Annotated in this window: 12 protein-coding genes; all 12 read left to right on the top strand. The window is 72.7% G+C overall.

Annotated features, from left to right (window positions below):
- The first annotated feature begins 2 nt into the window (after nt 1–2).
- The 12 genes from AC1DS4_RS05210 to AC1DS4_RS05155 all read left to right on the top strand — a co-directional run bounded on the left by AC1DS4_RS05210 (nt 3) and on the right by AC1DS4_RS05155 (nt 25193).
- Nucleotides 3–869 (top strand): type II secretion system F family protein, encoded by an 867-nt coding sequence (locus AC1DS4_RS05210; RefSeq protein WP_477632531.1) that lies wholly within the window; start codon nt 3–5, stop codon nt 867–869.
- Entirely contained in the window at nt 866–1798 is a 933-nt protein-coding gene (locus AC1DS4_RS05205) for a type II secretion system F family protein (RefSeq protein ID WP_477632532.1), read from the top strand. The genes AC1DS4_RS05210 and AC1DS4_RS05205 overlap by 4 nt, the downstream gene beginning before the upstream one ends.
- Nucleotides 1799–1902: 104 nt before the next feature.
- Entirely contained in the window at nt 1903–2130 is a 228-nt protein-coding gene (locus AC1DS4_RS05200) for a hypothetical protein (RefSeq protein ID WP_477615073.1), read from the top strand.
- Between the two features lie 50 nt (nt 2131–2180).
- The gene (locus AC1DS4_RS05195) at nt 2181–2531 is read left to right on the top strand and encodes a TadE/TadG family type IV pilus assembly protein (RefSeq protein WP_477632533.1); all 351 of its coding nucleotides are present in this window, start codon (nt 2181–2183) and stop codon (nt 2529–2531) included.
- Nucleotides 2531–2992: a TadE/TadG family type IV pilus assembly protein gene (locus AC1DS4_RS05190; RefSeq protein ID WP_477632534.1), complete on the top strand. Its 462-nt coding sequence runs from the start codon at nt 2531–2533 to the stop codon at nt 2990–2992. The genes AC1DS4_RS05195 and AC1DS4_RS05190 overlap by 1 nt, the downstream gene beginning before the upstream one ends.
- 125 nt (nt 2993–3117) lie before the next feature.
- Nucleotides 3118–3534 (top strand): pilus assembly protein TadG-related protein, encoded by a 417-nt coding sequence (locus AC1DS4_RS05185; RefSeq protein WP_477615076.1) that lies wholly within the window; start codon nt 3118–3120, stop codon nt 3532–3534.
- Nucleotides 3535–3801: 267 nt separating this feature from the next.
- Nucleotides 3802–4485 (top strand): hypothetical protein, encoded by a 684-nt coding sequence (locus AC1DS4_RS05180; protein ID WP_477615077.1) that lies wholly within the window; start codon nt 3802–3804, stop codon nt 4483–4485.
- Between the two features lie 3 nt (nt 4486–4488).
- Nucleotides 4489–14454 (top strand): DUF6603 domain-containing protein, encoded by a 9966-nt coding sequence (locus AC1DS4_RS05175; RefSeq protein ID WP_477632535.1) that lies wholly within the window; start codon nt 4489–4491, stop codon nt 14452–14454.
- Nucleotides 14451–16511: a hypothetical protein gene (locus AC1DS4_RS05170; RefSeq protein WP_477624360.1), complete on the top strand. Its 2061-nt coding sequence runs from the start codon at nt 14451–14453 to the stop codon at nt 16509–16511. Before AC1DS4_RS05175 ends, AC1DS4_RS05170 begins: the two co-directional genes overlap by 4 nt.
- On the top strand, nt 16508–17497 hold the full coding sequence (locus AC1DS4_RS05165) for a hypothetical protein (RefSeq protein WP_477632536.1): 990 nt from the start codon (nt 16508–16510) through the stop codon (nt 17495–17497). Before AC1DS4_RS05170 ends, AC1DS4_RS05165 begins: the two co-directional genes overlap by 4 nt.
- Nucleotides 17497–21384, top strand: a complete 3888-nt coding sequence (locus AC1DS4_RS05160) for a hypothetical protein (RefSeq protein WP_477632537.1) — start codon at nt 17497–17499, stop codon at nt 21382–21384. The genes AC1DS4_RS05165 and AC1DS4_RS05160 overlap by 1 nt, the downstream gene beginning before the upstream one ends.
- The gene (locus AC1DS4_RS05155; RefSeq protein WP_477632538.1) at nt 21381–25193 is read left to right on the top strand and encodes a hypothetical protein; all 3813 of its coding nucleotides are present in this window, start codon (nt 21381–21383) and stop codon (nt 25191–25193) included. Before AC1DS4_RS05160 ends, AC1DS4_RS05155 begins: the two co-directional genes overlap by 4 nt.
- The last annotated feature ends 20 nt before the right edge of the window (nt 25194–25213 follow it).

Here is a 25213-nt window from a genome sequence, read left to right as displayed (position 1 = left end):
AGATGATCGGAATCCTCGTGGGGTTGCTCCTGGGCTGTGGCCTCTTCTGCCTGTGGTGGTCGGCCTGGGTGCCTGAGCCGAAACCCATACGCCCGCAACGGGTCTCGCTCATGGACCGGTTGCACGACGAGCTCGTCCAGGCGGGGTACCCGTCCCTCGGTCCACGCACCCTGGTCGTTGCCTGCCTGGTGGCCTTCGTGTTCGTCGCAGTCGGGGTCCTTGCGACCACCGGGGTCGCGCCGGTGGCGCTGTGCTTCGCAGGCATGGCGGGTTATGGCCCCTTCGCCCTGGTGCGGATGCGGGCCAGGCGACGCCGATCCAACCTGCGTGAGCTCTGGCCCGATGCGGTGGACAACATCACCTCCGGGGTGCGCGCAGGTCTGGCCCTGCCCGAGGCGCTGAGCCAGCTGGGCGTGCGTGGGCCGGAAGAGCTACGACCGGCGTTCCAGGCCTTCGCGGAGGACTATCGGGCCAGCGGGAGGTTCCACGACTGCCTCGACCGCCTCAAGGACCGGCTGAGCGACCCGGTCGCGGACCGGCTTGTCGAGTCCCTGCGGATCGCCCGGGAGGTCGGCGGAAGCGATCTCGGTGGTCTGCTGCGCACCCTGTCGACGTTTCTTCGCGAGGACAGCCGCACCCGATCCGAGCTCGAGACCCGACAGGGCTGGACCGTCAACGCGGCCCGGCTCGCCGTCGCGGCCCCCTGGATGGTGCTGGCGATGCTGTGCACCCGATCCGAGTCGATCCAGGCCTATGCGACCACGACCGGCACGGTGATCCTGCTCGTCGGCGCGGCGGTGTCGGCGGCCGCATACCGGGTGATGGTCTTCATCGGGCGGCTGCCCGAGGACGAGCGAGTGCTCCGATGACGAGCGCGCTGGCCGGCGGGGCCCTCGGGCTCGCACTGGGACTCGGCCTGCTCCTCGTCTGGGGCGGGCTGCCGCGAAACCGCCGTGCCACCCTCGACGACCGACTCCTTCCCTATCTGCGTGACGCCCCGCGCCCCTCTCGCTTGTTGGACCCTCGCAGGGTCGGGCGACCCGGCGCCCTGAGGGTCCTGGCTGGACCGCTGGTCGCCGATCTCGGAGGCCGCATCGAGTCCATCCTCGGCGGGTCGGCGTCAGTGAGGCGACGCCTCCAGCGGGCTGGCAAGGCTCCAGACGTGGACCGGTTCCGAGCCGAACAGGTGCTGTGGGGCGCTGTCGGCCTGCTCGTGGGGATCGTCGTCGGCAGCCTCGTCTGGCTCGGCAAGGGTGGTTCGGTGGTGCCTGCAGTCCTGGTCGTCCTGTGCAGCGTCGGCTCTGCGGTGGTGGCTCGAGACCAGTGGCTCAGCCGAGAGGCGAACGTCCGCGAGCAGCGGATGTTGGGCGAGTTCCCCACGATTGCCGAGCTGCTGGCTCTCGCCGTCGGCGCGGGCGAGGGCGCCGTGGGCGCACTCGAACGGGTGTGTCGCCTGTCGCACGGTGAGCTGTCCGCCGAGCTCGGCCGCTGCCTGGCCGACGCCCGCGCCGGAGCAAACCTGGAGAAGGCCCTGCAGGGACTAGCAGACCGCACAGGCCTGATGAGCCTCTCGAGGTTCGTCGACGGCATGGTGATCGCGGTCGAGCGGGGCACGCCCCTCGCCGAGGTGCTTCGCGCCCAGGCGCACGACGTTCGCGAGACCGGCCGGCGGGCAGTCATGGAGGCGGGTGGCAAGAAGGAGATCGCGATGATGGTCCCCGTCGTGTTCCTCGTGCTGCCGATCACTGTGTTGTTCGCAGTCTTTCCCGGGTTTGCCTTCCTGCGGTTCTCGATCTGACCACTCCTGACCACTTCTGGCCACGTGACCTCCTGACGACAGCACCTCCTGACGACAGCACCACTTGGCTCAGCACCTGCTGAACCATCACCGAGAGGAACCTCATGACAGTCCTTCACCGCTCACTGGTCCGCGCCCAGCTGGCCGGGGCCCGCGCCTTCCGGAGCGTCGGCCAGCCTGGCGAGCGACGCGAGCACCGCGAGCGGGGCGACGTCCCGGGTTGGGTGCTGATCACCCTGATGACAGCCGGCTTGGTGGCGGTCCTGTGGGCAGTCGCGGAGGACCAGCTCACGACGATGTTCTCCGACGCGCTCAACAGCGCACGGCGGTAGCGACCGTGCGGTGCAGGCCTGGCGACGGTCGGCGCGAGGGCGGTGCGGCGGTGGTCGACTTCGTCCTGGTCTCGGTGTTGGTGTCCGTGCTCTTCCTCGCCGTTTTCCAAGTCGGGCTCGCCCTGTACGTGCGCAACACCATCATCTCCTGCGCATCCGAGGGGGCTCGCTTCGGCGCGAGGGCCGACGCCGACCCGCTCGTCGGTGCGGCCCGCGCGCGCGAGCTCATCGGGAGCTCGCTGTCGGCACGATTTGCCCGCGACGTGTCTGCCGAGGTCGTGGAGGCCGGAGGGGTGCAGGTCGTTGCGGTGCGCGTGCGCGCGCCGCTGCCCGTTCTCGGACCGTTCGGCCCTGACAGCGGGTTCGACCTCGTGGGTCGCGCATTCCTGGAGGGGCAGTGATGCTGGTGCTGCGTCGGCGTGCAGTGGCGCTCAGGATGATGGGCGAGCGTGGCAGCGCCGTCGTGGAGTTCGTCTTCCTGGCCGTGTTGCTGATGGTCCCGCTGTTGTACCTCGTGATGACCCTGTCGAGGATCCAAGCGGCTGCGTATGCCGCGTCGACCGCGGCGCGCGAAGCGGGCAGGGCGTTCGTGACGGCATCCGAGCCTGCGGCTGCCCGCGAGCGCGCGTCAGCCGCCGCCCGGATCGCCTTCGAGGACCAGGGCTTCGGCCCTGACGGGGCGCTGACGATGGCCTGTGACGGCACACCGTGCCTGCGGCCCGACGGTCGGATCGAGATGACGACCACCGTGACGGTTCCCCTGCCCCTGATCCCGTCCTTCGCCCGCGGTGCCGTGCCGCTCGAGGTGCCGGTCACGGCCAGTCACGTGGCCGTCGTCGACCGGTTCCGGGGACAGCGATGACCCGCCAGTGCAGCGGGCAGCTCACGGCGGCATCGCGTGGGCCACTCGGCGACCGCTGGTGGCAGTTGTCGAGGCGCTTGAGATCCCCAGTGGTGCTCGGCCGGAGCGGCCCGGAGGCGGGCCAGGTGACGTTGTTGATCCTGGGGTTCAGCGTCGTGGCGATCCTGCTCATCCTCGGGACCGTGGCCGTCACCTCCGTTCAGCTGTCCCGGATGCGCCTCCTCGACGCCGCCGACGGAGCAGCACTGGATGCGGCCGACTCCCTCGACCTCGGTGCGTACCAGCGCGGGTTGGGCGATGCGGTCGCGGTCAACAGCAAGACCGTGCGCGAGACCGCGGTGGGGTACCTCGCACAGCGCCCGAGGCCCGCCAGCATGCTGGCCTGGCAGGTGGCTCCGGGCACCGGGACTCCGGACGGCCAGACCGCGGTCGTCCGCCTCTCCGGCCGGGCCGAGCTGCCGTTGGTCGGTGGGCTCCTGGACACCTTGGGCGGCTCGGTGACGATCACCGTGGAGTCGCGTGCTCGCGCCGACCTGGATTAGGCGTCCGCCCTGACGATTCGCGACACGGCGAGGCCGCGACGGGCGATTGTCGTGTATGTGGACTTTTGCGTCGCCAGATGTGGCGGTTCTGTGACAGGCCGTTGACCGCCGAGTCTCGCCGCTGGTTACCTGCAGGGAGCATCACTGACATGCATTCGCTTGGGTGTGGCTGCGGAAGGGCACGGAGCCACACCTCATCTGGCCGTGTCTGGGGAGTCCGGGGAGACGGTCTGTCGATGGTCCGCGCCGCCTTCAGGGAGGTGTGCTGTGACGCTGCGGGGCGAGCTTCCCTCCGGCGGGCGGAACTCCGGCGCGCGCAACTCTGGCGCGCGGGCTTCCGCCGCTCTCGGGGTCGGCGGCACGACGGGTCTGAGAGACGTCCTCACCGATGCGTCCATCCTCAAGGCGATCCGCAACGCTGACCGGCTCAAGCCGGGGGACAGGCCCAAGAAGGGCGTGACGCTCAAGGCCGCCGAGGCGACTCGCCTCCTGCGCAGCATCATCCACTTCGTGGCCGACGTGCCGTCCGACTCCTCGCCGATCGTGGTGTGGGAGCAGGAAGGCAGCGAGCTGTGGGTCGACATCTCGACCACCGCGCTCACCTGCATCCCGGGAGTCATCCGGGTCGCCGTGAAGGTCGGCTGCGACCAGCTGCCCGAACCGGCCGTGATCACGGTGCCGTTCGGGGTCGGGACGCCCGAGGCGCCAACGGGTCTGGTGATGTCGAGCCTGAGCCGGCTCGACGGACCCGAGGTCGTCACCGGACGCTGGACGGCGGCCCTCACTGCATTTGCCTGGGAGGCCATCCTGGAGCTCGCGCGCAGGATGTGCGCCGAGCTCGGCAAGGACGCCGCAGGCCTGCCCCTCATCCCCGGGTCGGTCGCCGCGGGGTCGCAGATCCTCGTCGTGCAGCCGATGGCGCGCAACGACCTCTCCGGACTGCGGCGCTGACCGATGACACTGACCCAGGACGGGATGGGCGCCTTCGGGTCGCTCGCTCAAGCGCTGGGGATCACCGACGGGTCAGGAGCCAACAGTGCGTGGTTCGGCGACCCGATGGGCACGTCGGGCAACGCCCACGGCCTGACGACGATCCTCGCCGACACCGGTCAGCGGGACGCGCTCATCGCCTTCGTCGACGAGGCGCTCGGACCGCCTGAGCTGCACCGCGAGGGTGAGCAGAAGTGGATCCCCCTGTTCTCCGAGTCCTCGCCGGCGATCACCGTGTATGCCGTGGTCGAACCGGTGCAGGGCGCGGTGCGCGTGGGCGTTGCGGTGGAGCACCAGGCAGGGACGACAGCCCCGACGGTCAAGACGACGATCCACGTCCCGATCTTCCACGTGCCCCGCAGCGGTCAGACCGACAGCCGCCCGACCGACGCGACCCTCCCGCGCTGGCTGCTCCTCGGCCGCCCCGGTGGCCGGATCAGCATCGGCGTCGAGGCCGACTTCGCGGACGCTCCGCCGGTCCCGGGAGTGGCCTACCTCGGCGGGGCGAGCGTGCACCTCGCGATCCCGACCACGACAGACGACACGGTCGGCTTCTCCCTCTCGCTCGTCGACCTCCAGCTCCCGGGGGCGACGGCTCCCCAGAGCCGCACCCTCGACCTCGACTCCCTGACCACGCTCGGCGCCGACATCCTCGAGTTCGTCGTCGGCATGGTGCGCCAGCAGATCGACGCCCTCAACCCTGCCGACCCGGTCTTCCGGCACGTCATGGGCCTCGCCGGGATGCTCGGCCTGCGCGGACCCACCGTTGGCGTGCCGCCCCTGCCGATCGCCGAGCTCCCGACGCGAGGCCTGACCGCCCTCGTCGAGTGGGTCGAGTCGATCCTCGAGGACGACACCGTCCTGGACGCCTGGCTGGCCGAGCTGGCCCGCCTCGTGGGCGGTATCCCTGATGCCGCGACGAACTCTGTGGGCTTCGCCATCGGGCCGGCGACGCTGCGTCTCGGGCTGCGGGTGACGCCCGGCACCGGTGGGCACCCGACGCTCGTGCCCTGGCTCGACGTCCGCTGGTCGCCCGCGCCGGGGATGGCCGACCTGACGGCGACCGTCGACCTCCTGCGCGCGGACACCGGCACGGGCAGTGTCACTGCAGTCCCGGGGCTGCGGGCCGAGGCAGCCTTCGGCTCCCAGGCCCACAGCGGCACACCCCTGCTGACCGGCGCGACCGCAGTGGGCGGTCTGCGGGTCGGCATCGGCCTGGACGCGGCGCGCAAGCCGGCCTTCACCCTCACCCTCCACGGGGTCGACCTCCCGGGAGGCATCCACCACGACCTGCTCGACCTCTCCTCGCCGCAGGCAGCGGTCGCGGCCGTCGACTCCCTCGTCTCGACTGCCCTCAGCAATGCCCTCCTGGGGCTGGGAGGCGCCCAGGCCGCCGTCGAGCGGCTCCTCGGCATCGCCGCGCCGGCCAACGTCACCGCGATCACCGCCTCGGCCCTCATCGCCGACCCGCTGGCTGCGATCAAGAACTACTGGCTCGACGTCCTGCAGACCCCGAATGCCATGGCCGATGTCCTCGGCCGCCTCGCCGAGCTGCTCACCGGCGCCGTGCAGGTGCCGACCCAGACCGGCGACGCAGCCGACCCGTGGCGCCTCGACGTCGCCAGCGGTGTCGGGCTGCGGGCCTGGCGCGAGACCGACGCCATCCACGGGACGGAGACCCTCGTCCTCGCCCTCGGCGCGGACGCCTCCCTGCCGGTGCTCACCGACCTCGAGGTGGCGGTCGGCGCCGACGTGGTCCTCCTGCGGGTCGAGCTGACCGCTGGTCACGTCTCGTTGGCGGCCGGCGCGAGCGCCGAGGTCCTGCTCCGACCCGTGGGCGCCGACCCGATGACCCTCGACCTCGAGATCGCGAAGGTCGCCTTCACCGGCATCGGCGTCGCAGCCACGTGGGCCCCGGGCGCGGGACTGGCTGCACGCGTCCTGGGTGACGGGCTCACCGTCACCTACACCGACCCGCGCACGCTGGGGCAGCGAGTCCACGGCATACCGCTGCCCGAGATCTCCGCCGCTGGGGTCGTGACGTTCACGCCCGACTGGGACCAGGTCGAAGGCCTGGTCACCGCCCTGCTCGGCAGGGCGCGGTCCGACGTCCTCGGCACCCTCCTGGACCTCGCCGGCTGGCGGGGGAGCGGCGCGCACCTGCGCCTCGGCGCCCTCATCACCGACCCGGGCACTGCCATCGAGAACTGGCTGCTCGACCTCGCCCTCGACTGCGCCAACATCCGCACCGCCCTCGGCCCGGTCGCGTGGTTGCTCAGCGGTGGCGCACTCGCGACGCCGTTCGGTGGCGGCCGGCCGGCCGACCCCTACCGGTGCCCTGTCGGCGGCGATCGCCGTGCGCCCGGACTGGCGGTCTGGACCGTCCCCGGCTGCCCGGACGTCTCGAGCGGCGGACCCGGCGGCCCCGGGTACGGCGAGCTGCTGCGCGGCTACACGGTGCCCGACGGGCCCGCGGTCGCCGCCACGTTGCGAGCGGCCGCACCCAGTGCGCCCGACCTGGCCGACCTGCTCGTGGGCCGGACCCGGCTGGGGGAGGGCATCGACTCGCTCGTCACCCGCTGGAAGGACACCGACGGCGTGGTCGGCGCGGTGGCGCCCACCGGCGTGACCACGAGCGTCCTGACCGGTCTGTCGTATGCCGAGCTCGTCGCCAACGGGCGGACCGGCAGCTACGTCCTGGACGGCGTCGGTGTCGCCACGGACACCGTGGTGCACGTCGGCTGCGGTGCCGGCTGGCTCACCGACGTGCCGGGCGGCCAGGCGATCGACGCGACGGGGACGGCGCCCACGCCGATGCCCGATGCGACGACCGGGCAGTGGTTCGTCCAGCTGCCCACCCCTCCGTCCGTCGCCTCCGAGCGTCCGGACCACGACACCACCGCGGCGCTCGCGGCACGCCTGACCGCGGTGCTGGCCGGGCGCACGGCCGACGTGGTCCTCGTGGGGTACGGCGCGGCCGGCGCCGCGGCGGTGCGCACGGCGGTGGGTCAACAGCGGGTCACCGCCGTCGTGACGGTGGGGACGCCCTGGTCGCCGGTCGTGCTGACGTCGCTGACCACGGGGCTGGGCGGCGATGCCGTGCGCTTCCTCGACCGGCTCGTCCCCGACCCTCTGCCGACGTGGACCGACACGTTGCTCGCCCTCGGCTGCGACCCGCTGCGGCGTGGCCAGGGCCTCGTGCGGCGGGCCATGGCGGTGCTCACCCCCACCGACCTGCCGAGCGCCGCGGACGAGACCCTGCCGACAACCGCCGAGGTGCACGCGGTGTTCGGTGCGGTCCCCGAGGCCGACGTCCGCTCGGCCATCGCCTCGGTCGCCGTGGCCGGAATCGCGGCCCGCTCGGCCGAGGCGGCAGCCGACGTCGCCCGCACCACCGGTCCTCCCACCGAGGTGCATGTCGGTGTCGACCTGCCGGTCCTCGACCTCGACCTCGGCGGCCTGCTCGTGGGCGTCGGGGCGCGGGTCGACCTCGCCTCGGCGCGCCGGGCGACCCCACACCTCCAGCCGCTCCGCGAGGTCGTCCTCGACGTGCACCTCGGCATCACCGACGGCTGGCTGGTCGGCGGGCCGGGCGCGGCCCAGCAGGATCTCGCGGTGCGCTGGGTCGAGGCGCGGGTCACGATCCCCCTCGGCGAGGGCGGCGGCGACGGGACGACCGAGCTCGTCCTCCACGAGGCCCGCGCGTTCGCGGCATACCGGGAGTCGTGGGTGGTCAGGGCCGACGGTGACGGCACCACGGCCACGACCGCGCTGCCCGAGGTCAAGATCCTGCTGTCCGAGATCGGCACGCGCATCCGCACGGCCTCGCCGGCGCTCGCCGGCCTGCTCACCCACCTGGGGATCCTCCGGGACAGCGGAGTCGACCCCGACGCCATCGACCACCTGCTGCACGACCCGGTCGCCACGATCCGCCCCCTCGTCGTCGCACGCGCCGCCCAGCTGGCCGACGACGTGCGCGCACTGACCGGCGTGACGGTCCGCCCGAGCGACTTGGCGCCGACCGCGATCCGGGTCGGGGCCAGTGGCCTGCACGTCGACGTGGACCTCGCCACCGGGACCATCACCGGCGACCTGACGCTCGCCGTCGAGGGTCTGCCCCCGCTGGAGCTGACGCTGGGCGCCGGAGCCGCGGGCGTGACGGCGACCGCCGCCCTGGGCGTCCTTGTCGACGGCGTGGGGGGCATGCGCCTCGTCGGGTCCGCCGGGACCGCGGGTGCCCAGCTGGCCGTGGAGTCGCGGGCTCCGGGCGCGGTCGGGTCGACGACCACCACGCTCTATCCGGCAGTCGACACCGAGGCGCTGACCCGGCTCGCGACGGTGGCCGTCCCGGCCGTCGTCGCCCAGCAGCTCGCCCGCTGGTGCCGCACGGAGGCGAGCGACGCCGGGCGCGCCACGATCGACGCGGGCCTGTCGGCCCTCGGGCTCCTCGGCCCGCCCGCTCCCTCGGGAGCGCGCGACGTCGTGCTGCCGTTCGGACTGTTCACCGACCCGGGCGCGTGGTTGCGAACCCGTTCGGACCCTCTCGCAGCGGCCGTCGCCGTGCTCGAGGCGCTGGCTCCCGTGGTCGTCCCCGGCCGCGCCGTCGGCGAGGCCGGCTGGCCCCTCGGCAACGGGCTGACCATCTCGTATGCCGTGGCCGCGGGTCGCCTCGACCTGTCAGCCGAGCTCGCGCTGACCCCTGACGTCGGGGGCAAGACGGTGACGGTGGCGGTGACCGGTGGGTTGTCGATCACCGCGGCCGGCGTCGTCGCCCCGCTGCTCGACGCCGAGGTGCTCATCGACGGCCCGGGGCTGCGGCTCCAGGTCGCTCCGACCGTCACCCTCGACCTCGTGCGGAGTGCGCCGGGCACGCCGATCCGGCTCTACCCCGCGGGCGCGGGTCTGGCCGACGCCATCGGGGCGGCCGCCCAGTCAGCCGTCCGGGTCGCCCTCAACGAGGTCATCGGGCACCGCAACGACGGGACGGCCACGCCCCTGCGCGCGGTCGCGAGGGCGGTGCACGAGCTCGGTTCCGGCCTGGACCTGCTCGTGGCCGACCAGTTCACCGACGGGCGGATCTCGGCCTTCGTCAGTCCCAGCCCCGCGGCATACCTCGAAGCGCACCTGCCCGGCGTCGTCACCGCCGGCGTGCAGGCCCTGGCCGAGGCACTCGACCCAACCGGAACGCTGGTCCGGGTCGACCCGGTCGCCCTGGGCGTCCGGCGGATCACCTTCGGCACCGTCACGCAGATCCACCTGGACCTCGACTCCACGACGCCCTCGCTGACGATCGGCGGCGACGTGACCCTGCGGGACAGCGGCGCCCACGTGATCGGCCACATCGCGCTCGAGGGGCTCACCCTCTCGCCGCAAGGCGTGCGCGTCGTCATGCGCGCGGGTCCGTTCGCCATCCCGGCCGGCCCGGTCGTGCTCCGGCCGATCGCCGTCATCCGGGCCGGGTTCACCGGCAACGGCTTCATCCCCCTCGTGGGGGTCGGGCTCGGGCTCGACGCAGCCGGGGCACAGTCGGTCGAGGTCCGGTTCGGGCCGACTGGCGTCGACGTGGCCGCGGTGACCCGCGTCGCCGGCGTCGAGACCGGCGCCGACCTGACCCCGGCAGGCGTGGCGCCCATGGTCCTGGGGGTCGCGCTCGACCTGGCAGCCAGCGTGCTCACCGAACGGCTCGGGACCGTCGTCACCGACCGCGCCACCGGCATGCTCCAGGGCGTCGTCTTCACCGGAGGCGGGCGCCAGATAGACACCACGCTCTTCGGCGACTTCCAGCATCCAGAGCGGCTGCTCCACCGCCTCGAGGTGCTGCTGTGGAACTGCGCCACCGACCCCGCCCACGGCGTCAACCCGGTGCGTCCGCTCGGCGTGACCATCGACGGGGCCGTGAAGATCTCGCTCGCGAGCGAGGACCTCGGCGCGGGGCAGAAGCAGATCGGGCTCAACGTCACGCCGGTGGGCGACTTCGCCTTCCCGACCTCGGGAGTCAACGTCGTCCTGCGGGCCGACGCGTCCTGGATCGACGACGACGTCCTGCCCGGCCTGTCGATCTTCGTCCTCAAGGGCACGGGGGTCGACGACCTCGTGATCTCGCCGGCCTTCACGGTGGCCGGCCTCGGCGTGCGCATCACCAAGCCAGCCGGTCCGCTCCTCGAGCTGGGCTCGATCGCCCTGGACGGCATCGGGCTGTCGATCTATGCCGCGGTCAACCCGGACGGCGTGGGCGGGGGCGCCCAGATCGAGCTCGTCGGACTCGCGGTCGCCCCCGGTGGCGGCGGCGACAACGGCGTCGCGAACAACATCATGAACGACGTCGGGTCGGCGAGCCAGAACAACCGCCCCAACTTCAGCCCTGCCCTGTCCGTCCAGCGCCAGCCCGGGCCGGGCCAGCAGGTCAAGGTCGGGCTCCGGGCCGGCGAGCCACCGGGGCCGTGGTGGCTGGTCATCCAGCGACAGCTCGGGCCGTTGTACGTCGACCGGATCGGGCTTGGAGTCGTGGAGTCCGGCGGGCGGGTCACCGAGATCTCGCTGCTGTTCTCCGGCCAGCTCTCCGTCTTCGGCCTGACCGCCGCGGTGGACCGGCTGTCGATCACGTGGCACGGCGGCGACGTCCTGTCGATCTCCAGCTGGTCGGTCGACCTCATGGGTCTGGCCGTCTCCGCGAACCTGTCGGGGCTGTCCATCGCCGGTGGCCTGCTCAAGACCGTCGACGGCGACACCACGTCGTACGTCGGCATGCTCATGGGGCGGTTCGCGGCCTATGGGCTATCGGTGTTCGGCGGCTACTCCGACGACGGCCACGGCCATGCCAGCTTCTTCATCTTCGGCGCGATCAACGGACCGATCGGCGGCCCGCCGGCCTTCTTCCTCACCGGACTCGGCGGCGGCCTGGGCATCAACCGCGGACTGGTCATCCCGCAGGACATCTCCCGGTTCGGCGAGTTCCCGTTCATCCAGGCGCTCGACCCCGGCGCCACGCCACCGGCCAACCCGATGGACGAGCTGCACCGCCTGTCGATCTACTTCCCGCACCAGATGGGCAACTTCTGGTTCGCGGCCGGCATCTCGTTCACCTGCTTCAGCCTCATCGACGGTGTCGCGGTCGTCGCCGTGTCCTTCGGCAACGGGCTGACCATCGACCTGCTCGGACTGGCCCGGATGGCCCTGCCGCGGCCGCAGGCGGCCATCGTCTCGATCGAGCTGGCGCTGCTCGTGCACTTCTCGACGAGCGAGGGCGTCTTCCTCATGAAGGCCCAGCTCACCGACAACTCGTGGCTGCTCTACCGTGACGTCCGGCTGACCGGCGGCTTCGCTTTCGCCCTGTGGTGGAAGGGGCCGCTCTCTGGGCAGTTCGTCGTGACGATGGGCGGCTACCACCCGAGCTTCCACCGCGACGGCTATCCCGTGGTGCCGCGGCTGGGCATCGTCTGGCAGATCAGCAGCGTGCTCGTCATCAAGGGAGAGTCCTACTTCGCGCTGACGTCCGAGGCGCTGATGGCCGGCATCAAGGTCGTCGTCTCGCTCGACCTCGGGTGGGTCTGGGCGCGGGTGGAGTTCGGGGCCGACGGCATCGTCTACTTCGACCCGTTCTGGTTCGAGGTCAGCGCCTATGCCCGGATCTCAGCCGGCATCCACATCGACCTCGGCTGGTTCGGGACGATCAGCTTCAGCATCACCCTCGGGGCGAGCATCAAGGTGTGGGGCCCGGACTTCGCGGGCCGCGCCGAGTTCGAGATCGGCCCGTGCACGGTCCCCATCGAGTTCGGTGGCTCGAAGGCGCTGCCGCCACCCATGCCGTGGACGGCGTTCGTCGCGAAGTACCTCGAGGCGTCCGGCAACGCCGCCCGCACCCTGTCGGCCATCACCGGCAAGGGCACGCTGCCGACGGCGGCCGGGAGCCAGTCGGGCGCGCCGTCCTCCGACGGCACCCTGGCCCTGCCGTTCCGGGTGTTCGCCGAGTTCGAGCTCACCATCACGACGAGCGCCCCGGCGACTGCTTTCGCCTTTGGTGCCACCACCTTCCAGGTCCCCATCCTCCGGGCCGGCCAGTCCACCCGGCTCGGCCTGTCGCCGATGCAGGCCCACGACCTGACCTCCACCGTGGCCGTCCAGCTCTTCGCGCTCGACCCGGTGACCGGGGTCGCCACCCCAGACGCGCGCCTGTCCAAGCTCGTCACCGGCTTCAACTCCAGCCTCACCAGCCCGCGGTCGGGTAACGACTACTACCCGGTCGGGGTGTGGGGGCCGCCGGGTGCCGATGTCCCGAACAAGCCTCTCCCGCAAGGTGATGTCGTCCAGGCGGGCAAGCTCGTCGTCCTCGTCGCCGGCATCGAGGGCGCGGCCGTCGGTCCGCAGATCGACTACCGACAGGTCAAGGCGCGGCCCGAGGACCGCCGGCCCCTCCCGCTCACGGCCAAGGGCACCGACCGCAAGCAGTTCCTCAACGTCGCCAAGGCCCTGGACGACGGGCCCGTCAAGGCGATCGCGTCGGCCGACGACGCCTTGGCCCTGGCCGCCGCACGCCTGTTCACCGAGCGCAACGGCCTGCCGCGCGGCGGGCACAGCGCCGTCGCCCGCGCGGCATACCGGCTGGACCACACCGCACCACCCATGTTCGGCACGCTGACCGACGGACTGGCCCCGGCGAACGCCGACAAGGGGGTCAAGACGGAGCTCGCCCCGCCAACGCCACCCGCGCAGCGCGACCCCCGGAGCCCGTTCGTCGCCGGACACCTCACCTCCGGCGTCGGCGCCGTCATCCGCGCCACCGGGACGACCGTCGCCGACGGCCGGCTCAAGCGCCGCCCGGCCCCGTCGATCGAGTCCGTCCACGGGCGGATGGCGCTGCACCTGCCCGTTTCGCTGACCCTCGGAGCGCCACCGTCGGTCCCGGCCCGTGGCACCGTGCTCGCGTCGGGGTCCGTGCCCCGCACCGACGCCGTCGGGTCGACTCGTTCGTATGCCGCAGGCCCGCTCGGCACGCCCGGCCTCCAGTCCCTCGTCGGTGGGCTCCGCACCGAGGCTTCGCGCTCCTCGGCTCGTGGTCGCCGGTCCGCGGCGACGGCCCGTGGCGATGCTGCGGCTTCCATCCTGCGCAGTGGCGACGTCGTCGCTCTCCAGTGCCCCGACGCGGCCTTCGACGTCGACGAGGCCCGCCGCCCGAGCCTCAAGGTTGCCGGCAAGGCCCGGGTCACCGTGCTGCAGGGACGCACCGTGCTGTTCGACGATGACGTCGTCGACACGACGGTCCCGGTCCCGGCGGGTGCCACGCACATCGGCCTCCACGCCGACGGCGACGCCGACGCGTCCGACGGACTGGCGGGCTGGCACGAGGGCACGCGCGTGGCACGGCTCGGCAGCCAGACCGCGCTGGCGGCGGGCTGCGTCGTGTCCTCCGCAGCCACCGACGGCACGGGCGTGCTGCAGTGGGACAGCGCCGGATCCGTGGCCCACGAGGCCCCCGAGGTGACCACTCGGTTCAGCCGACCCGTGCACACGGTGGCCGTCGCGCTCACCGGCACCAGTCCCACCACCCTCGACCCGACCGAGCTGCGCCTGGTGGGTGGGCACGTGGCGACCGACCGGGCCGGGGTCGAGCGGCCGCCCCAGGCGGTCTCGCTCGGCTCGACGAGCGTGCTCGTGTATGCCGTCGTGCCCGACAAGGACGCCACGGCGATGTCCGTGGTGGTCACGGCGGGTTCGGCCTGGGTCGTCACCGGCGTCGTCGGCTCCGACCTGGCGCCGGAGGAGCTCGCGGCGGTCCTGGCCGCACGCGGTCTGTCGGCCGCCACCGCCAAGGTGCTCGCGGTGGCGGGGCCGGGGTGCCAGGTCCAGTGGACGGCCCCCGCTCAGCGGTCCGGCGGCCCGAGGCGGCCGCGGGCCGCCAGCCCGCGTCGCCCGAGGAGGAAGTCCACGTCATGACGATGCAACCGGGCCACTTCCAGCTGTACACGAAGTTCTCGCCGGCACTGACGGCTGGCAGCTACAAGTTCACGACCAACCAGAACCTCGCGGCCGTGGGCAAGGACGGGGCCCTCGGCGCGACCGAGCTGCCCGTCGCCCGGCTCGACACCCACGTCACCGTGACCTCTCCGCGCTACCTCCTGCCGCCGGACCAGGCGCTGTCGACCTACCCACCGGCGGGCACCGAGGGCGCGTACGGTTCACGGCTGCCGCAGGTCGTCATCAAGCGGCGCACCCTGCCCTGGGAGCGGGCCGTGGCGGGCGCGCCGGCGGGTACTCCCTGGCTGGCGCTCGTGGTCTTCGCGGAGGGCGAGGCCGAGGTGCTCACCAACGTCGACGTCGCCCAGTGCGTGACCTCCGGCGTCAGCCTGCCCGGTGCACCGGACGTCGCCAAGGGCTCGTGCCTGTCGATCCGCAAGTCGATGGTGGACACGATCATGCCCACCCAGAAGGACGTGCCGCTGCTCGTCCACGGGCGCGAGGTCGACCTCGACGACACCGAGCTGATGATGGGCGACGACGACGGTTTCCTCGCCGTCGTGATCGCCAACCGGCTGCCACTGGCCGTGACGGACTCCGAGGGCAAGGAGGTGCCGGTCAAGTACCACGCCTGCCTGGTCAACCTGGAGGGCCAGTTCAACCAGCTGCTGCCGCAGGCGCCGCCGCACAAGCGGTTCACCGACCACCTCGTCCTGGAGACCGGCTACTTCCAGTACACGCAGGCGGCCTACGACCAGAAGCTCATGGGGATGTCGACGTCGGCGACCAAGGTCGGGCTGGGCGCCCATGGTGAGACGGTCGACGGTCCTGTCGGCCCGGCCGCCGATCCCGACCCGCGGGCAGCCCAGGTCGCGACCCACTACGCCGCGACGGTCACCCCCGAGACGACGACCAAGGCCTACGCCGGGTCCACCTCCTGGGTGGCAGGCAAGGCATCCTCTGAGATCTCGAAGGACGTGGTCGTCTCCGCCGTCGCGGACCGCATCATCCTGGCGCTGGACCCCGTGCTGCGATTCCCCGTGCTGCTGCGCTGGAGCTTCACCTCCGTCGGCGACGCGACCTTCGAACAGCTCATGAAGCACGTCGACAACGGACTGCTCGGCACTCGGGGAGTCACCCCCAAGGACCCGGTCGGGCGGGCCGCTCTCGAGGTCACCGAGACCGGTCACGTCGGTCTGGACCAGCGCACGAGGCGTGGCGACCTGGTCCGGGCGTGGTACCGCGGACCGCTGCTCCCGCACCCGGCCGACCTCGCCGGACCGCGGCTGCAACTCGCCCACACCGGTGACCAGCTGCGGTCGGTCATCCCCGACGGCCGCGAGGACCTGTCGCTGGCTGCCGCGTTCGAGATCGGCAGGCTGCTCGCCCTGAGCCAGCCCTCGATGGTCGCCGCGCTCCTGGAGTGGCGCCAACGGGACTACCAGGTGGCGCGCGGGCACGCCATCTGGGACGGCGTCATCGCCGACCTGGGCATCACCGGTGTCGTGATGAACGCCGCGCCGAGCCTGGGGGTCCTGCTGTCCCGCGCGTTCGCCGGAGCCGCCGCGTCCGCGCCGGGCGCCGTCATCGGGCCGCCGCGCGAGCTGGTCACGCCGGGCGCGCCGATGGAGCTGAAGGGGGACGGGCTGGCCACCGTGCTCCAGCACTTCGGCCTCGACGTCGCCGCTGACGTGGACCTCCCCGTGCTCCTGCACACCCTGCGCGAGACCGAGGTGCCTCGTATGCCGCTCGCTGACCTCACGCGTCCGGCCGCCAACGCGGCGCTCAGCTCGGCCCTGCGCTCGGCTCACGAGCGCACCGTCACCCAGTTCGTCGTCGGCGCGCTGTCCACGCAGATCATGACGTCCCCCCAGATCCCGACCGGACCCGCCGGGGGGCCCGGGCTCGCCGGCGGCACACCGGGAGCGCCCGGCGGCATCCTCGGCGGCGTGCCGGTCCGGCCGCACGACGCACCCCTGGACGAGGGCGACGACGCCCTCGAGCGGGCCCTGCACGACCGGAGGGAGGAACCGTGAAGCTCGACGTGCCCACGATGGTCCTCGACCTGCCACTGCGGCTCAGCGAGGCGATCTCCGTCCCCACCACGGTCGAGGACGACGACGACGACTCGGCCATCCCCGCTGCGCTGCGCGCCTGGCTGGTCCGGCTCCGTCTGTTGGAGGGCGTGCCGTTCGCCAACCTCGTCGCCGACAGTGAGCTGCTGCCGCCCGAGTCGATCCGGTGGTTCTACCTCGACCGGCGCTGGACCGACGCCCTGGTGATGGGCGCCCTGTCGGTCGGCACCGTCAACAGCGACGACCGCACCCAGCTGAGCGCCGCCTACGACGCGATCCGCACCGAGCTGGACCAGGAGGAGCGCAACGCGCGGCGGCACCCGGGTCAGCCGCGGTACGGAGGGGCGGTCGACGCGGTCAGCGGCTTCCTGCTGCGCTCCCAGGCGGTCTCGGGGTGGCCGGGCCTGCACGTTCGGGCGATGACGCTCGACCCTGTCGGCGAGGCAGACAACCGGTTCGTCCCCGAGGACGACCCCAACCGGATGCGGCTGCTGCGTTTGGAACGGCTGGCGCCCGCGGTGCTGTTCTGCCTCTTTGACGGCATTCCCTCGGTCGTGCACGTCGAGGAGCCGCGGCAGGGCGTCCAGTTCGGCTTCGACCCCGGCGAGGTCGACGGGTCGTTCAGCTACATCCCTCGCGACGTCAACACCTTCGCGGACCTCGAGAAGCCGGGCGGTGCCTCGGTCATCCTCGACGTGCCGTTCCGGGCCACCGAGGGCGCCACGGGAGTCATCGACATCCAGCAGGTGCAGAAGGACCTCGTCAACCTGACGGCGACCCACGTGGGGACCAGCCTCGACGCCGCGGAGTACGCGCTGCAGCTGCTCCGTTTCCCCTACCGGCAGGTCTTCGGCGACCCTCGCGGCGTGAGCATCGGCACGGTGTTCAAGGCCTCCGTGGTCTATGCCAAGCAGGTCAACGAGACGTTCAGGCTCGGAGGCGTGTGATGGCAGGCTTCGACCTGACTCCCGAGCGGCTCGCCAAGAGCATCTACACCGACCGCTTCGCCGCGCTGGCCCGCGCCGACGTCGACCTCGCCACGTGGAAGACCTGGGACAAGTACCTGGTCCGGGAGAAGCGGATCCTGGTGCCGGTCGACGTCCAGGCCTACGTCGTGCCCGCCGGGGGAACGGAGCCGTGCGTCGACGTCGCCGGCGTCGACGGAGACCCGGCGCCCTTCGACGCCGGTGCAGCTCGCGCGGCGGGCGTCCATCTCCACTGGGCGCTGCCCGACGCGTTGCTGCGGGGTGAGAACGACCCGGTCACCAAGAAGGTCAGGCTGCCCCGGCTGCCCGACCGGTGGGTCGTGGTCCGCACGCTGCTCCCCGAAGGTGCGCGCACGGCATACGCCTCGGGGTGGGTCATGGACGCGGTGACCGGCGGCGTCACACCACTGTCCACGTATGCCGGGACCGTCCCGCCCGGCGCGTTGCCGCTCGACGGCGGGGTTCCTATGGAGGTGCTGGACGGCGGGGCTCGCGGCAGCCTCATGTGGACGGCGACCTACCTGGGCGCGATCAACCGGTTCGCCCTGCACGACCCCCTCGTCGACCTGCCGGGCGTCGAGGTGGCTCCGCACGGCTTCCACCGGGGCAAGGCCAGCTACACGGTCGCCGGATGGTGGACCGACTCCGCCGCCGACCCGCTCGCCGGGAGTCGCGGGGAGACCAGCGTGCGGGCGCGCCTCGCCCAGCTGCGTTGGTGGGTCAGCCCCGACGGCGAGGATGCCGTGGAGTATCCCGAGGACCCCCGGACCACCAAGCTCGAGCAGTATGCAGGGCTGAAGTCGCCACGGACCTACGCGGCGACGACGGTGCAGACCCAGTACGCGAAGTCGACGACGACCTACAGCTCGGTCGCTCCCGAGGCCGCGATGCCCGTCGCCGACGTGGCTGGGGTGACCGTCGGGATCGGGGCCACCCGCTACCACACGATGCTCCACGGCTCGGTCATCGGCGTGCCCGTCGACGGCACAGCAGGAGGTGCCGACGACCGGCCGGACCCCTCGACCCTGGCGGCGAGCCTGGGCACCGACATCGACGACATCGTGTCGGCCTTCGCGGCCCCTGCGCTCGGGATCGATCCGGCCAAACGCCTGACGGCAGAACGACTGTGCGCGGCCTTCACCGGTGACCTGCTCGGGCGGATCGGCACACCGGACGGCCTCTCCGACCTGGCCGACCAGGAGCACGCCAACGGCTTCTGGGCGCTGCCCGGGCGCCCCGTCGCGGGGGCGAAGGCGGACCGGCTGCGGACCGAGGACGGGACACCCCTGGGCCCCCTGGCCGTGGGGCGCAAGGGCCGGGCCGCCCACCAGCCGGCCAAGGGTTCCGGGGTGCCGAAAGGCACCAAGGTCGGCTGGCGGGGCGTGGCTCCGATGACGAGCGGCAAGCGCGCCACGGCGCGTGACGACGCGCGCGGCGAGGAGCGCGGCGAGCGCGACGACCCCGGAGCGGGGACACGCAAGGGCGGCACCAGCGCCACGCCTCCCGCAAGTCGCGAGGTCGTCCGCGCCGCACCGCGGGTCTTCCGCCCGGCACCGATGATGGTGGGCCTGCGTGGGGCCCACCCGTCGGCGCGGCACCACGGAGACGGGATGTTCGACGACAAGGGGCTGCTGCGCTGCCGCTTCCCCGGCGAGGTGTCGCCCTCGATCGACGGCACCGTCGACGGGCGCTCGGTCCTGCCCACCCTGGGCAGTGGAGCGGTACCCGGCGAGGTCACCCGGGTGGTCCGCGAGGCGATCATCTGCGACGGCTACTCGGTCGGTTGGCTGGCGGCGTCCTCGGGTCGCAAGGGGGACGACGTGCGGGCGATCGAGGGCCGCCTCACCGCCGAGATGCTGCGGCTCTACGGCACGACGGCGACCTATGACGGATCCGGCACCGGTCTGGTCGCCGAGGCTGCCCGGGCCCGGATGCCTCGGGCGGCGGCCCGGGACTCCTGGTCTGGTCACTCCCAGCTCGAGGAGGTCGAGACCCTCCAGGTCGCGGCCGAGCTGTCCCGCTTCTCCTTAGTGGCCTGGACCCCACCGAGCCCGATCGCGATCACGACGTGGCGCCAGCCGTGGGTCCCGCTCTGGCTCGAGTGGCGGGTCGAGCTCACCGGCACCGAGGACCTGTCGGGCTGGTCGCTCGTGGACGGCGACCTGCGCCGCAGCGAGCCGGTCGTCGGCGCGACGCGGACCCTTGCCGGACGCAGCCCGCTGACGACCGGGGTGGGAGAGTCCCTCACGACGGCCATGACCAAGTGGCTGGAGCAGGAGCAGGCGCGGGACCTGGCCTCGCCGAGCCAGTCCCTGATCCCCGACCCCGACGAGGACGTCCTGGCGGGGGTTGCCAACCTCATCCGGCCGCTGGACCTGTGCTCGGCCTCCTTCGACGGGATCCGTGAGCAGCTGCTCGGGATCGCCTACGAGGGGTTCGTCCAACGGGTCCGGGGCACCGACGGGGTCAACCGGCCGCGGGCGACCGGCCTGCCCGTGCCCCTCTTCGGCGGCTCGCTCTCGGTGCTGGACCTGCGGCTGGTCGACGCGTTCGGCCGGGTGGTCGACGTCCCGCTCACGGGGCTCGCGCGCACCAGCACCCAGGAGCTGCCCACCGAGCCGACCGGTGTCCTGCTGCCTCCCCGCATCCAGAACAGCGCCCGGTGGCTGCTCCGACTCGTCGACCCGGCCTACGGGCTCGACCAGGACCCGGCCGACGCCCCCGAGGCGTACGTCGACCAGCTGCGGGCCGCGCTCGCCGTCACCCCGGTGTCCGGCTTCCTGCTGCCCGACCACATCGACGAGGCCCTCGAGGTGTTCGACCGCGACGGTCACCCACTGGGGCAGCTCGAGCACGACTCCTTCAGCGTCGACGACGGCCCCGGCTCGGTGCGCTGGGACCCCGCGCCCGGACGACCGGTCCCGCCGGACGCCGGTCCGCTGACCGACATCCCGCCGCACGCGCAGCACGCAGCCCTGTTCGCGGCCGGACTCGTCCAGGCGGACATCGAGGCCCGGCAGGCGGCGGTGCCACCGTCGTGCAGCGCACTGTCGGCCCTGCTGCGCGCCATCGACTCGACGCTCTGGACCGTCGACACGTTCGCCGCCATCGGCACACCGACGATCGCCGGGCTCGTCGGGCGACCGGTCGCCGTGGTCCGGGCCACGTTGCGCCTGGACGCGCCCGACGACATCGACGAGGTGCAGGTCGACGAGGCCGGCGGCGCGGAGGCGCGCAAGGCGGCATACGCAGCGCTCGCGGCGCACGAGTTCCCGTTCCGCATCGGCGAGCTGGGCCGCAGCGATGACAGCGTCCTCGGCTTCTTCGTCGACGACGACTACACCCGCTTCCACGTCGTCGACAAGGTCGTGGCCGACTCGGCCCTGGCCTCCGGACCGCGGACCGGCTTCCTCGGCCGGCTCGGCGACACCCCGGCACAGGACCCGATCGAGCACGGCTACCTCGTCCTCGAGGACACCCTGACGATCCGCATCGGCCAGACTCTGCGCTTGACCATCCTCATGCTGCCGGCCGGCAAGGTGCACGTCACCTCGGGCATCCTGCCGCGCAAGGCGCTGGAGCTGGCCGACACCTGGGTCGGCCCCGGGCTCGCAGCGATGGTGCCCTCCATGCGCGTCGGACCGCTGCTCGTCGACCCGGCCGAGATCCGGCTGCCCAACGTCGCCTCGCTCGGCGGCAAGCAGCAGTTCACCCGGCGCACCGGGCCGATCAGCTGGAGGGACGACCCGATCCTCGCCTCGACCACCAACGCCTACCTGCCCAAGCTGCCCCACGAGGTCCAGGAGGGCTGGATACGCGTGGCGCCCGACGAGGAGGGGAGCCCATGACCGGCAAGCGGCGGGCACCGCTGGGGTCCGCGTCGCAGCGGGAGGCGATGGCGGCCGGGCTGCGACGTGAGGCGGCGCGCGCAGCCAAACGTGGGTTGGCCGCGGATCGGGCCGCCCGCGACGCCACGCTGCTCCGGGGAGTCGACCGGGTGGCGCTCGAGGAGGCCATGCGGTCGGTCCTCGCGGCGCGGGAGGAGGCGGGAGCCGACCGCCCCCACGCGGCAGCCGCCGATGCTGCTGATGCAGCACACGCCGAGGACGCCGCCCTTGCGTTCCCTTCGGCGGTGGACCCTGCGGGCCGCTGGGTGCCCATCGGGCCCTCGGTCGTGCGGCGCGGTCAGGCCGTCGACCGGCCACGGGTTGCCGGCCGCATCCGCGACATCGCGGTGGACGCGACCGGGCGGCGGGCGTATGCCGCGACGGCGCAGGGCGGCGTCTGGTACACCGACGACGGGGCGGCGACGTGGTCGCCGGTCGGCGGGTGGTCCGAGCGACGCAGGATCCGTGGGGGCGCGGTCAACGCCCAGGCGTGCGGCTGCCTCCTCGTGGACTTCAACGCGATGCCCCTGCTGGACACCGTGCTGGTCGGGACCGGCGAGCCCAACTTCCTGCCCGTGGGGACGCCTGCGCCGACCGGGGAGACGACGATCGACGGGGTCGGTGTCCTCGCGGCGATCGGCCCGACCTTCCCAGCCGGTCAGGCCGAGCCGTGGGAGCCCGACACCGGCATCGCCGCTCTCGAGGGGCTGGGCATCTTCAAGCTCGTCCGGAGCCCGGCGAGCACCCCGGGCCTGGCCACGGCCGGCGCCACCCAGGACGTCGTCATCGCCTGCACGACCAACGGCGCGTTCCTGGGGCGGCGGCAGTCGTTGCCGGCGGGTGGTGGAAACCCGGTCCGCGACGGGTATGTCTGGCAGCGCCTGGCGGCGGTGACCACGGCCTTTCCCGGTGCGGCGATCTCGGACGCGGTCTGGCTGCCCGGCGGGCGGCTCGTGCTCGCGGTCTCGGGCCAGGGCCTGGCCTTCAGCGACAACCTCGGCGCTGCGGTGACGCCCCTGGCGCTGACGAACCCGGTTGCGATCACCGGTCACGTGAGCCTCGCCGCCACGGGCAACACGGTCTATGCGATCGGCGAGACCGGCGGCAACCCCGCCCTGTGGCGGGTGGCCGACGCGACCGTGGCTGCCCCGACGGCCGACGACGTCGGCACCCCGGGCGGCGCCGGCGGGGTCCCGGCGACGCTGTGGGGGACCCAGCGCGACTACGACCAGTGCATCGCCGTCGACGTCGTCGGGGCGGTCCAGCGCGTCTACTTCGGTGGCAGCTCCTTCTCCTACGGCCCGGCCGACGGCGACTGGGGCGCCAGCCTCTACTGCTTCGACGTGGCCGCATCCGGCGTAGCGGCACCGCCGTTCGTCCTCCAGGCCACGGTGGGCGTCTCCTCGGCGGCCGCCCTGCCCGGTGGTGACGGAGCGACCGCGGCCGGGGCCATCGGCAACAACGTCCACGGCGACGTGCACCGGCTCGTCCTCACCGGCAACGCCCCGCCGCGCCGTCAGGTCTGGGCAGCGACCGACGGCGGGGTCTTCGTCTCCGACCGCTCGGGTCGCGTCGGCACCTTCGCGGCCTGCAACACCGGCCTCGCCTCGCTCCAACCGGTGTTCGTCCGCAGCCACCCGGTCAACGGACACCTCGTGGCCACCGGGTGCCAGGACAACGGCAGCCAGGTGCGCATCGGCGACTCGGTCTGGGACGAGCCGTTCACCGGGGACGGCGGCGGTGTCGCCTTCCACCCGACCGCCTCGCACCTCCTGGTAAGACAGTTCAACCTCGCCCGGTGGTACTGCACGTCGACCACCGCCTTCGTCGACCCGATGACCCGGAACCCCGGCGAGCCGAGCCGGGTGTTCGGCATCGGCGGCGAGGGCACCAACAACTGGTCCAGCTTCTACTCGGGGGCCGCGACGGTGCGCGTCCCGCCGGTCGGTGCCAACCCGCCCACTGGGCGGCTGGCGATCGGCACGTACCGCGTGTGGCTCACCGACGACCTCGGGGTCGGTGTCGGACCGAACACCTGGCGGGCCATTCCCTACCCCAACGGCGTTGCGGCCGACGGCCGCCCCGGGGTCAACGGCGCGGCCAACGCCGCTCAGATGGGGATCGGTCTCACTGCCCCATCTCTCGGCACGATCGTCACCCTCACGTGGGTGTCACCCACCCAGCTGCTCGTCCTCTACACCGGCGGCATCGTCCGCTTCACCGAGGCCCCGCCGGGAACCTGGGCCTCCACGACGTGGTCGATCACCAACGCCGCCGTCGCGATCCCACGCACCACGACGTTGACCGACGTCGCGGCCGTGCCCGGCACCCAGGACTTCTACGTGGCGACGACCGGCGTGGTCGGTGGCCCCGACGAGACCCTGTGGTTCTTCAACAACGCCGACAACCGCTTCAAGCGCACCACGTTGCGCCGCCAGCTGGATGCGGGCGGGGCCGTCAACAGCGGTCCCCGCGACCCGGTCTTCTCCGTCGTCGTCGACCCCGGCGACGCGACAGGAAACACGGTGTATGCCGGCACCGTCACCGGGGTGTGGCGGGGCACGCGCACCAACAACGCCACCGGTGCCCACACGTGGGTTCCCTACGTCAACGGGCTACCCCAGGCGACCGTGCAGGACCTCGACATCTGGCGCGACCGGGGCGGTGCGCTGTCGGCGCCACGGCTGCTGCGGGCGGGTGTCCAGTCACGCGGAGTGTGGGAGGTCGACCTGGCGCGGGACGCGGTGCCGCAGACGTGGATCCGTTCGCACCGGTTCGACGACCGGCGCAACCCGCTGACCGTCCACACCGACCCACTCGCGGCGCCGCCCGCGCTGCCGGCGTCGCTCGCGGCGAGCCCGGACATCACCGTGCGGCCGAGGTGGCCGGTCGCGGCCACCCCGGTCTTCCTGCCCGCCCCGGCCATCACGGCAATCAACGCGCCGGCCTACGACGTGTGGACCTTCCAGACGGCCTTCCGGTGGCTGCATCCCAGCGTCGTCGCCAACGGCCAGTTCTCCGACGCGCTCGGGCGGCTCGTGGCGCTGCACCGCACCCAGATGGCGCCGGCAAAGTCGGCCGTACCGCAGATCGACGCAGCTGTCTGGGCCGACGTGGTGGGCGGGGTGCGCGTCAAGGCCGACGGCACGGTGACCACGGACACGGCGGATCCGCGGGCGGTCTACCGCGCGCCGTGGCAGACGCCGCGCGCGGCCAACGTGACCGCGACGGAGGCCGACCTGCTGGACCTCGTGCCCCGCAACGTCGTCAACGACCTCTGGACCGTGTTCCGCGAACCGTCGACCGTCGACGTCCTCGTCCACCACCGGGATGCCATCGGGCTGCGAGCCAACCAGGGCTTCGTCGTCCTGCTGTGGCGCGTGGGCGCGACCCCCTCGGACCTGTTGGCCCTCTCGGTGACCACGCTCCTGCCCTTCCTCACTGCGGCTGCGGCCGGGACGGCTCAGGCGGTACCGGGCGGCTGGAACCTCGCGACGGGCGGGGGCGGGGTCACCTGGCGGACCGTGCCGACGGCAGTGGACGCACGGATGCCGCGAGCGGTGTCCATCGACGTCGACCTCACGCCGGTGCCGAACAAGCAGCAGGTGCTGTTCCTCGCCTTCGTCGGGTCGATCGGTGCCGGCGAGGTGTTCGTGCCGCCCACCACCGCGCCGGGTGCCGTCGTCCCGCCCACCACCGTCTCGGAGCTCGTCCGCTTCTGCCCGTATGCCGCCGCGCGCATCGTCCACATCGAGAACCGCCCCACCTGACGCCCCCGGCTGCGGGGTTG

The organism is Pedococcus sp. P3_C7 (assembly GCF_056402615.1).
This window is presented reverse-complemented; position numbering and strand designations above follow the sequence as displayed.